Source organism: Rothia sp. HMSC078H08, from assembly GCF_001808955.1.
Classification (GTDB): Bacteria; Actinomycetota; Actinomycetes; order Actinomycetales; family Micrococcaceae; genus Rothia.
On sequence record NZ_KV795257.1, the window covers coordinates 120,385 to 131,053 of the forward strand.

General features: G+C 55.4%; 7 protein-coding genes. 2 read left to right on the forward strand and 5 right to left on the reverse strand.

What is annotated here, in order from left to right:
- Positions 1–54 precede the first annotated feature (54 nt).
- Positions 55–1,191 carry a molecular chaperone DnaJ gene (dnaJ, locus tag HMPREF2528_RS07345; RefSeq protein WP_070543533.1) on the reverse strand — a complete coding sequence of 379 codons (1,137 nt, stop codon included), beginning with the start codon at positions 1,189–1,191 and terminating at the stop codon, positions 55–57.
- 292 nt (positions 1,192–1,483) lie between these two features.
- Here dnaJ and HMPREF2528_RS07350 point away from each other — a divergent pair, with 292 nt between their 5' ends.
- A complete protein-coding gene (locus tag HMPREF2528_RS07350; RefSeq protein WP_070543535.1) occupies positions 1,484–2,353 on the forward strand; it encodes a DUF3097 domain-containing protein in 870 nt (289 codons plus the stop codon).
- A 263-nt stretch (positions 2,354–2,616) separates the two neighbouring features.
- Entirely contained in the window at positions 2,617–3,036 is a 420-nt protein-coding gene (locus tag HMPREF2528_RS07355) for a DUF4870 domain-containing protein (protein WP_070543537.1), read from the forward strand.
- A gap of 640 nt (positions 3,037–3,676) precedes the next feature.
- Here HMPREF2528_RS07355 and hemW read toward each other — a convergent pair.
- The 4 genes from hemW to HMPREF2528_RS07375 all read right to left on the reverse strand — a co-directional run bounded on the left by hemW (position 3,677) and on the right by HMPREF2528_RS07375 (position 10,404).
- Positions 3,677–4,963 (reverse strand): radical SAM family heme chaperone HemW, encoded by a 1,287-nt coding sequence (gene hemW / locus HMPREF2528_RS07360; protein WP_070543539.1) that lies wholly within the window; start codon positions 4,961–4,963, stop codon positions 3,677–3,679.
- 318 nt (positions 4,964–5,281) lie between these two features.
- Entirely contained in the window at positions 5,282–7,204 is a 1,923-nt protein-coding gene (locus HMPREF2528_RS07365; protein ID WP_070543541.1) for a DUF262 domain-containing protein, read from the reverse strand.
- Between the two features lie 239 nt (positions 7,205–7,443).
- Complete coding sequence (gene lepA / locus HMPREF2528_RS07370) at positions 7,444–9,285, reverse strand: translation elongation factor 4 (RefSeq protein ID WP_371326314.1); 1,842 nt, start codon at positions 9,283–9,285, stop codon at positions 7,444–7,446.
- A 96-nt stretch (positions 9,286–9,381) separates the two neighbouring features.
- Positions 9,382–10,404, reverse strand: coding sequence for a PAC2 family protein (locus tag HMPREF2528_RS07375; protein WP_070543546.1), 1,023 nt, complete (start codon positions 10,402–10,404; stop codon positions 9,382–9,384).
- Between the last annotated feature and the right edge of the window lie 265 nt (positions 10,405–10,669).

Sequence of the window (10,669 nt, forward strand, 5' to 3'; positions counted from 1 at the left end):
GCGGGTGCGGGTTGAGTACCGCACCCGCCGCATCCTCAGCTTGGTGTAGGAATCCTACTTGAACTGGTCCTTCAGGCGGGAGAAAAGACCGCCGCGGGACTTGACCTGCGAACCTTCGGTGAGGGATTCACCGCGCAGGGAAGCGAACTGGCGCAGCAGTTCACGCTGTTCTTCGGTCATGTCGGTGGGGGTGACCACCTGGATACGCACCAGCAGGTCGCCGCGACGCTCGGTGCCAAGCACGGTTGCGCCCAGGCCGTTGAGGGTAATCACGTCGCCGCTCTGAGTGCCTGCGGGGATAGCAACTTCCTGGTCGCCGTCGAAGGTCTTCAGCGGGATGGTGGTGCCCAGTGCCGCCGCAACCATGGGGATGTTCACGGTGGTGACAAGGTTGTCGCCTTCGCGGCTGAAGTACTTGTCGCGCTTGACGTTCAGGTCAATGTACAGGTCGCCGTTGGGGCCACCGTACAGACCTGCCTCGCCCTTGCCGCGCAGGCGGATACGCGCCTGGTCGTGCACGCCGGCGGGAACGTTGAAGGTCAGCGGCACGTCTTCACGTACGCGGCCCTGACCGTGGCATTCAGGGCAGGGGGTCTTGATGACGGTGCCGTAGCCGTGGCAGTCGGGGCATTCGACCTGCTGCATGACGGTACCGAGGATGGACTGCACGCGGCGCTGCATGAAACCGTGACCGGAGCAGGTGGTGCAGGTTTCGGGCTGGGTGCCCTCTGCGGTGCCTTCACCGTTACAGGACTTGCAGGTCACGGCGGAGCGACGCTCAATGGTCTTCTCAACACCGAATACCGCGTCCTGCAGGCTGATGGAGACGGTAATCAGGTCGTCCTGGCCCTGACGCATACGGGATGCGGGGCCGCGGGCACCTGCCGCGCCGCCGGTGAACATGTTCAGCAGGTCCTCAAAACCGCCGAAGCCGCTGAATCCGCCGCCCGGGTAGCCGCCGCCTCCGGGGTAGCCTGCGCGGCCCTGTTCGTCGCCGGTGGTGTCATAGTTGCGGCGCTTTTCGGGGTCGGAGAGCACCTCGTAGGCGAGGGTGACGCGCTTAAACTCTTCGGCTGCGTCCTCGGAGGGGTTCACGTCGGGGTGCAGCTGGCGCGCCTTCTTTCGGTACGCCTTCTTGATCTCTTCGGGGCTGGCGTCGTTCGATACGCCGAGAGTATCGTAGTGGCTCATGCGTTTCCTTCCTCTCGAGACGATGGCGGTGCTCGATGAGTGCACCGCCAACAATGGTCGTATCAATTCTAGGGGATACTACCCTCGACCCGATACAATGGCTAGGCTGAATGGAGGTCGCTCCCGCTATCCGCTTAATCTGCGGTGCGCCCCGAACCCCGTTTTAGTTCCCCCGCCGGTTCCGTCTCACGGTTCTGTCTGATTGTTCCCTCTGATTGTTCTGTCTTATGGTTCCGGCGCGGTCACCGCCCCTACTGGCTCTGCTGCCCCTACCGCCCCAAAGGAGAATACGTTGAGTACCCACCACTCCCCCTACGGCTGGGGTGCCCAGGATCTAAACGCCGCCCGCATGAGCCGCCAGGCGCCGGCCCCGCGTAAAGTACCGCTGCAGCGCGGCCTGCTGATTGAGGATATTAACGGCTGGGTGGGCGAGGTCGTGAAGGCTGAACGCATCGGCGGTGCCCTGTTCTTCGGACTCGAGGACGCGAAGGGTCGCGTGAAGAATTTCCCGTTGGGTCCGGGCTACCTGATTGAGGGTGAGCCTGTTGAGATTGTCGCCCCGGTGGCGGCGAAGGAGCCGAAGCGCACGATTTCTCGTTCCGGTTCTATTGCGGTGAAGAACGCCCCGGCTCGGGTGGCGCGCGCCTCCCGCATCTGGGTTGAGGGTCTGCACGACGCCGAGCTCGTGGAGAAGGTCTGGGGCCACGATCTGCGCGTTGAGGGCATTGTCGTGGAGCCGCTGCACGGCGTGGATGACCTCGCCGGTGCCATTCGTGAGTTCGCGCCGGGTCCGGGCCGCCGCCTGGGTATTCTGGTGGATCACCTCATCGAGGGCACGAAGGAGCAGCGTATCGTTGCGGAGGCGCTTGCCGTGCCGGGTGCCGCCGGGCACGTGAAGATTGTGGGCCACCCGTTCATCGATATTTGGCAGGCAGTCAAGCCCTCGGTGCTGGGTTTGAAGGCGTGGCCGCAGGTGCCGCGCGGTGAGGACTTCAAGAAGGGTACGTTGCGTCGTCTGGGTCAGCCGCACGAAACGCAGGCGGATGTGGCGCAGGCGTGGAAGCACATCCTCTCTCGCGTTGACTCCTACGCTGACCTGGATCCGACGCTGCTCGGCCCGGTCGAATCGCTCATTGATTTTCTGACCGAACCGGGTGCCTAACCACACGGAAACCCGCTATTGCGCCCCCGTCTGCGGGCGCAGGTGTGAATTTGCTCAGAACCTTTCCCTCGAGGGCATTATCCTGTGGGTTTTGTTCCCTAAAGCGGTACAATAGTTGAGCGTGTGGCATTGCCCCTGTGGGTTTATGTTGCGCCATCACTACACTCTTAGGTCACCACCGCTCAAACGATTCACCTCCTCGGAGGGTATTTCCACCGGCTTAGGTGATCACCACAAGAAACTTCTATCGAACCAGGATTTTCGTGACTAACGATGTTCGCCCGGCAACCGGGCCTCAGAAAACCCGTAAGATTAGCGTGATTCAGGACCGCAACCGTGCGACTCTTGCGCATTTCGGCGGTATTCTCGGCATCATCCCTTCCGCTGCGGTTTTCTACGTCAGCCGCAATAACGCACCCTTCGCTGAGCAGGAAGCTCGCGAGGCGATGAACTTCACCCTCCTGCCCTCCATTGCTCTGGTGGCGCTGTGGGTACTGTCCTTCCTGCCCGGCATGGGCAACACTGCCATGGTTCTGGGCGCGCTCGTGTGGCTGTTCATGGCGGTTGCATCTGTCCGAGCCGGTATTGAGGTGAACCGCGGTGAGCCGTACAGCTACCGCATTAACCCGCGCCTGCTGGACCGCTTCTACTCCACCGAGAACGCAGAATCCGCAGAGTCCTAAGAACTGCCGGTCCTAAACCGCGCTGATAGCTTTTACACTGAACGCCCCGCACGTTGTGTGCGGGGCGTTTTCGTGTTTAAGTGGGGCTTCTTTGCCTAGTGCGCGTGAATTGCTGCAAACTCTACCGAATGGTGCTGTAGATAATCGTTGTTAAACGATCGTGGGCCCCTGTTACCAGGAGCCCACAACCGTATTCACTCAACTTCAGCAAAGACGAGAACACGCTGTTAGACATATACCGTCCTGCCATGACCTATTATGGCACAGCGTAACCTTCAACCACAACTTGAAATTGGGTGTTTTGGGAAAATTTTTCCCGGGAAAGTATTCGAAAAATACGCACCCTCAAAGTGGTATGAAAGAGCGGAAAATTCTTTCGGCTAGTCCAGCACAAATGCGAACAATTAGCACGCCCGTGTAAGATTTAGTGCTCCCCTGACGCTCCCCCAAACAGCCCCGAAAATTTTTTTAAAAGTTTTTCTGAACCCACAAAAACGCCCCGAAATCACCGAAATATTACGGCGATTCCGGGGTGTACGCCGCGCGCAGGCGGTAGCAGGAACAGGGCTCAGGCGGAGCTACGACAGATCTGAGCCAAGGCACAGCCCCACCTGAAAAGCCCCTTATCACGCGGTATTTCTTAGTGCTCCTCATGCTCTTCCGAGACTTCCGGGAGCAGCTCACGGGTCACCGCGTCCCCCAGCAGGCGACCCTTGAGGGTCAGGCGCACGTGAGCTTCAGGGTCAGGTTCAGCCTGAGAAGTTAAAGCATCAGGCTCAATCAGAGCTTGAGAAACCAGCCAGCGCAGGGAGGCGCCCAGCTGTGCCTCATCGTGCACGGCGAGCAGCTCGCGCATCGCCAAGCCCTCACGCACACGGATCATGAGCATAATCGTCTCAAACGCACGAGTGGCGGTGTCCAGCACCTCACGTGCCGCCGTCGGGGACTCCCCCGCACGCACCTTCTGCGCGTACGGCACCGGGTGCTTCACGTTCCACCAGCGGGTACCGTTCACGTGCGAGTGCGCGCCGGGACCGATGCCCCACCAGTCCTGGTTGCGCCAGTAGGCGAGGTTGTGGTCACTGCGGGTGTCCTCGCTGCGCGAGTAGTTGGAGACCTCGTACCAGTTGTAGCCGGCTTCGGTGAGTAGCTCCTCGGCGAGCAGGTACATGTCCGCCATGAGGTCTTCGTCGGGCATGGTGTACTCGCCGCGGCGGATCTGCGCGGCAAGCTTGGTGCCGTCCTCCACAATCAGCGAGTACGCGGAAATATGGTCCGGCTCGTAGGAGATGGCGGCGCGAACACTCTGCTCCCACTGCTGCAGGCTCTCCCCCGGCGAACCGTAAATCAGGTCCACGGATACCTGCAGGCCGACCTCCTTGGCCCAGGCGACGACCTTCGGCACGTTCGACGGCGTGTGGGTGCGGTCGAGTACCTGTAGCACCTCGGGTACGACGGACTGCATGCCGAAGGAGACGCGGGTGAAGCCGCCGTCCTTGAGGGTTTGCAGGTCTTCGCGGGTGACGGAGTCGGGGTTCGCTTCGGTGGTGACTTCTGCGCCTTCGACGAGGCCGAATACGTCGATGGCTGCCTGCAGAATGCGTACGAGGTCGCGGGCGGGCAGTTTGGTGGGGGTGCCGCCTCCGAAGAAGACGGTGTGCATGGGGCGTTTTGCGACGCCGGATGCCTCGAGGGTGCGGGCGGCGAAGAGGATTTCCGCGATGGCGTCGTCGGCGTAGGTGCCGAGGCCGATGCCGTCGCCGAAGTCTTCGGTGGCGTAGGTGTTGAAGTCGCAGTAGCCGCAGCGTACGGAGCAGAAGGGGATGTGTACGTAGAGGCTGAAGTCGCGGGTTTCGCATCCTGCTGCGCTGGTGGCGGGGATGCGCCCGTCGCGGGGTGCGGGGGCGCCGGTGGGCTGGGCGGGCATTCTGCCTCCTAGTGTGTAGTAAATTGTTGCTACAACATGGGGATTACATTAGGGTGCAGGAATATGAATCCTGCTTTGAAAATAAGAATAAATTATAAACATATAATTCTGTAATAATTAAACTCATCTATCCCGATGCTTATCCTGCTTACATAGGATACATCAACCATTTCAATAGGAGGTTAACCATCATCTGTGCTCCCTCCTTAGTAGAATCCTTCCAGCAATCAAGGATCAATAATTTCCCTTAAAAGCGGAGTGCGCTGATACTATTTTATTGATACCAGCACACTCCGCTATATATTCTAGTCAAAAATTTTAAGGATTCTTAACAGACTTATCTTCAATTGAGAATATTTCTGCATAGGCGACCTCTGCCATTTTTCTACTTCTTTCATCAATTTTCTGGAAAATTTTATTGATTATAGTTTTATCAGCGCCTTCAAGTGATAAATTCTTAAATTCAGAAATTTCAGCAGGAAGAGTAGAAGCATAGCTCAGTGTTCCATAGAACTCAATCTTTTTATTTATATCTTCAGTCTCAACACCCTGATTATCATTATATCGCAGAATAATTAAATTACCTGGTGAATGAATCATTTTATGAACCCTTTCCCTCTCTTTAATTTTATCTTCCTTCGAAAGGTTCTCACATAGTATTTCTACTATTTTATCTATTTTTTCCTGCGCTACAATATGCTCTACAGTCAGATCATCTCCTGGCTTCCCCAAAGTTTCCGGTTGATACTTCTTGAGGAAATACTTCATTTTCCCTGAATCTTTAGAGTAGTCCATCTTATCAACGAATTCGTTAACAAAAACTTCTTGAGTCAAATTTTTCATCAGGTTACTATATCTTTTCTTAAGTTCCTCATAAACTTCATCAATCTGCATGTTTCCCACGGACTCACCCGATTCTCTTGAGAGATTGAATACTTTTTTCGCTTGACTATTATATGTATTTGTAAATTTATTTCCAGACTCTCCATGAATGGCCGTAAGTATAAAATGAGAATTTTCCATTAATGCAAAAATTCTATTTACAGCCTTGGTTCCTACCGCTTTATCATTATCATTAAAGTATCGCCTTAAAATTGCAAATATAAGCGGATGCGGCTGACTCAGCTCAAATTTATTTAGAGCCTTTAACGATTCATTCCAGGTTGCATTATTTCTTTTACGTTGAGATTCTCCTGGAACCTTATAGTCAGGGTCAAATATAACTCGATAAAGATTAATCTCATATGCAAGATTTGTTAGAAGAGCATCGGCGTCGTCAAAGGTTTTAACCATACGCTCATATTCAGCAGACGTACGTTTTTTTGCCCCTGGGGCGTCTCCCCTAGAGACCAGGTAGTGATAGAAAAAATCATCCTCTGACATTTTTGTAGAATCTTTTTTATTATTATTTTCTACAATCGTTTTAACTATAGACTCCCACTTCTTCCTATTCACGTCTACGCCATTTTCGTGATGAAGATGACCAAGAATATGACTCTTAATGAGATCTGACTGTCTTAAGTCTACCCCTCGAGAGTTCAATGTATTAAAGACCCTATATGCTTCTACTATATTTTTCATATGAATGTCTACAAATTTTATATGAAGAATTTTCTTTAAAAATAGTCTGACCTGAATTTCCCGAGTATCATCTGAAGAAAACTCAATTCTATAATCAGCAATTTTTTCAACAGGTATATCTTCGGAAATAATTCTCCTGATTTCATCTTTTAAATAATTATAAGCATCAATGACCTTTTGCCCTGCGTCAGTAGTCGTTGTAAAACCAGCTTTACGCTCATCCTCATCTTTGTCTTCGACAATCAACTTATAGTTATCTATAAAACATTCATCGCCGATTTCTTGAGATATTTTATAATACACTTTTCCCATGTAATCATTTGGGGTAAGATATCTTTGAATGGATCCATTTTTCTTATTCTCATGCGAAGACTTTTCAGCATGAACATCCCTCAAAGCTGCAAGGAGGATAGATATCGAAGTTAAACGTTGCTGACCATCAATAATATCCCACTGTGAATCATTGCCTCTCCCGCATCGAATGATTGCCCCAATGAAATGATCATTATCTGTATGTTTCGAGTTTTCGATGTCGTTAATGAGATCTTTTAGGTTTTCTTTAGTCCACGAATATGAGCGTTGATATCGGGGAATATAGAGTATCTCTTCTGCATTACCCAGGAATTTGCCGATGGTACTTTCACCTGCGGAAATATCCATGTCAGTTTCTCCTTTGAATGGAAACCTTAGGTGTAATCATCTGTGCTACACCCACGCTAACTCTACTCTTTCATACAGCACCATGGCAAGGGGTAACACATGTTATCCCTAATGAATATCAAATATGGCTGATTACCTATCGCCAAGCAACCTATACCAGTCGGGGCACAGAAAAGGCGGCGTGCCCCTCCCCCATTTAGGGATAGAGCACGCCGCCTACATCGGAAGAGCTGAGAAGGCTACTTCTTCTTTTCCTTCTCCTCGCTCGAAGACAGTGCCGCAATGAAGGCTTCCTGAGGAACCTCCACACGACCGACCATCTTCATGCGCTTCTTGCCTTCCTTCTGCTTCTCCAGCAGCTTACGCTTACGCGAAATATCGCCACCGTAACACTTCGAAAGAACGTCCTTACGCATCGCACGGATATTCTCGCGGGCAATAATACGCGAACCGATAGCCGCCTGAATCGGCACCTCAAACTGCTGGCGAGGAATCAGCTCACGCAGCTTAGAAGTCATCATCAGACCGTACGAGTACGCCTTATCGCGGTGAGTAATGGCGCTGAACGCATCCACCTTCTCACCCTGCAGCAGGATGTCGACCTTCACCAGGTCAGCCTCTTCCTCACCGTCGAACTTCCAGTCCAGCGACGCGTAACCGCGGGTACGGGACTTCAACTGATCGAAGAAGTCGAACACAATCTCCGCCAGGGGCAGGCGGTAACGCATCTCCACGCGGTCCTCGGACAGGTAATCCATGCCGCCCATCTGGCCGCGGCGGGACTGGCACAGCTCCATGATCGCGCCAATGTACTCGCTCGGGGCAATAATCGTACACGCCACCATGGGCTCGCGAATCGTCGCGACCTTACCCTCGGGGAATTCGCTCGGGTTGGTCACGCGCTTAGCGTTGCCAGCCTCATCCACCACGTCGTAAATAACGTTCGGCGCGGTCGAAATCAGGTCCAGGTTGAACTCGCGCTCCAGGCGCTCACGCACAATCTCCAGGTGCAGCAGACCCAGGAAGCCACAGCGGAAACCGAAGCCCAGAGCGGCAGAAGTCTCCGGCTCGTAAATCAGCGCGGCATCGTTAAGCTTCAGCTTATCCAGTGCGTCACGTAGCGCCGGGTAGTCCGAACCGTCAATCGGGAACAGGCCTGAGAACACCATCGGCTTGGGGTCCTCGTAACCGCCCAGGGACTCCTGCGCAGGCTTCGCGGCGGAAGTGACGGTATCACCCACACGCGACTGACGCACGTCCTTCACACCGGTAATGAGGTAACCCACCTCGCCCACGCCCAGGCCCTTCGAGGGCACAGGCTCAGGGGAAATCACGCCGATTTCAAGCAGGTCATGCTCAGCGCCGGTGGACATCATCTTAATCTTCTGACGCGGCTGCAGGCTACCGTCCACAACACGCACATAGGTGACCACGCCGCGGTACGAGTCGTACACCGAGTCAAAAATCATGGCACGCGCCGGGGCGGATGCGTCACCCTGCGGGGCGGGAATCGCCTCCACAATACGGTCCAGCAGAGCCTCAACACCCTCACCGGTCTTACCCGATACGCGCAGAACCTCGTCCGGCTCGCAACCAATCAGGTTCGCCAGCTCCTCAGCGTACTTATCCGGCTGAGCCGCGGGAAGGTCAATCTTGTTCAGCACCGGGATGATGGTCAGGTCGTTCTCCATCGCCAGGTACAGGTTCGCCAGGGTCTGAGCCTCAATACCCTGGGCGGCATCCACGAGCAGAAGCGCACCCTCACACGCAGCCAGGGAGCGGGACACCTCATAGGTGAAGTCCACGTGGCCGGGGGTGTCAATCATGTTCAGCGCGTAGGAGGTGCCGTCAACATCCCAGGGCATGCGCACAGCCTGAGACTTAATGGTGATACCGCGTTCACGCTCAATGTCCATGCGGTCCAGGTACTGCGCCTTCATATCGCGCGGGGCAACCACGCCGGTGGCCTGCAGCATACGGTCTGCGAGGGTGGACTTACCGTGGTCAATGTGGGCGATAATGCAGAAGTTGCGAATAATCGCGGGGTCGGTCGCCGCCGGAACGGGCGGGTTCTTCGACATGGGTGCCAATCACATCATCCTTTCGAGATGCTGGCTGCGGGTATGGGCATAGTTACCTATCATTTTCCCATACCCGCGCCATATGTGCGAACGGACCTAACGTTCCGAAGAATCCTCCGCGACTCCCGCACCACCGTCTGCCGGGTTTTCGGCCTCGGATGCGCCGTTGAGGGAATCCAGGTAGCCCTCAATATCCTCGGCAATCACCTCGCCGGAGACAGTGCGCAGAGTCGAATCCATCTTCTGCTCAATCTCACGCACCAGCTCAACCTTCTCGTAGTCCTTCGCCATTTCTTCGGCTAGCTCCGCCTCCCACTCATCAGCGTGGGTGCGCAGGCGGTCGTACTCCTCAGACTCGACCTTGATACCGAGGATGACCTCCAGCGCCTCGATCAGGCTCACGACCGCGCGCGGGTTCTGCTGGTCAAAGCTCAGATACCCCGGGATGCTCATACGCAGCATGACCGAGGAGGGCAGGCCGTGCTCGGCGGCGAGCGCAGACATCGCCATCGTCACCGAGGTAGAACCGGTGAAATACTCGTGCAGAATACCGGGGATCGCCGCCAGCTTCTCGTCGTGAGTGGTCAGCGTGTACGGGTACGGGCGGGTGTGCGCCACCTGATCTTCAAAGGTCTCGACGAAGATGGCGTGGTCCACGTGGAGCTTCTTCACGTATTTAAAGAAGCGGTTCATGAAACGCTGCAGGCACAGGCTCGGGGCGGGGCCGGTCACCACGAGCAGGCGCAGGCGGCGCTCCGGAATGGTGACCATGTTGTAGAACATCTTGGGCCAGACCAGAACCGTGGATTCGGAGTCGTCGTTGTTCAGCAGCTGCGGGGCGACGGAGGCATAGTCGTAGAAGTCGTCCATGTCGAAGCCGGGGCTCTCATCGCACGGGTCGAACGCGCGGTGAATCACGTCGAGGGCGTCCTCACCGTTGCCCGGGGGTTCCTTCGCGGAGTTGAAGCCGACCAGCATGACGGTCGTGTAGTTGTCTTCCTCTGAGGATTCGCCCAGGCCCAGCTTGCCGAGCAGTCCCTTCTTCGCGGACTGTTCTGTGGAGGCGGGCTTGGCGAAAGCGTCAAAGAGTCGGGCGGGCGGGAAGTTCGGCTGGCTCATCGTTGGTCCTTAGCTCGTGGTCGGTTCACCGGATACATGGGGGTGTATGGAATGTTCCCGGTAAACCATCGGTGGTTGTGTGGTGTGTATCGGCGGTGCTCTCGCGTTTTTTCCCCCCGCTATGTGCGACACCTCTTAGGGTGCTCATGGTAGGTGCGGGCGGTGTGCGGTACCGCTGACAGTTCCCACTATACGGGCTTCCACGCGACCCGCAAGCGGTTTCGTCACCGGGCGGGCGCCTCCCCCCCCCCCCCCCCCCCCCCCC

Bases quoted from the DNA above. Each gene is read 5' to 3' on its own strand.
- dnaJ (WP_070543533.1), bottom strand. From the start codon at position 1,191: ATGAGCCACTACGATACTCTCGGCGTATCGAACGACGCCAGCCCCGAA.
- hemW (WP_070543539.1), bottom strand. From the start codon at position 4,963: ATGCCCGCCCAGCCCACCGGCGCCCCCGCACCCCGCGACGGGCGCATC.
- HMPREF2528_RS07365 (WP_070543541.1), bottom strand. From the start codon at position 7,204: ATGGATATTTCCGCAGGTGAAAGTACCATCGGCAAATTCCTGGGTAAT.
- lepA (WP_371326314.1), bottom strand. From the start codon at position 9,285: ATGTCGAAGAACCCGCCCGTTCCGGCGGCGACCGACCCCGCGATTATT.
- HMPREF2528_RS07375 (WP_070543546.1), bottom strand. From the start codon at position 10,404: ATGAGCCAGCCGAACTTCCCGCCCGCCCGACTCTTTGACGCTTTCGCC.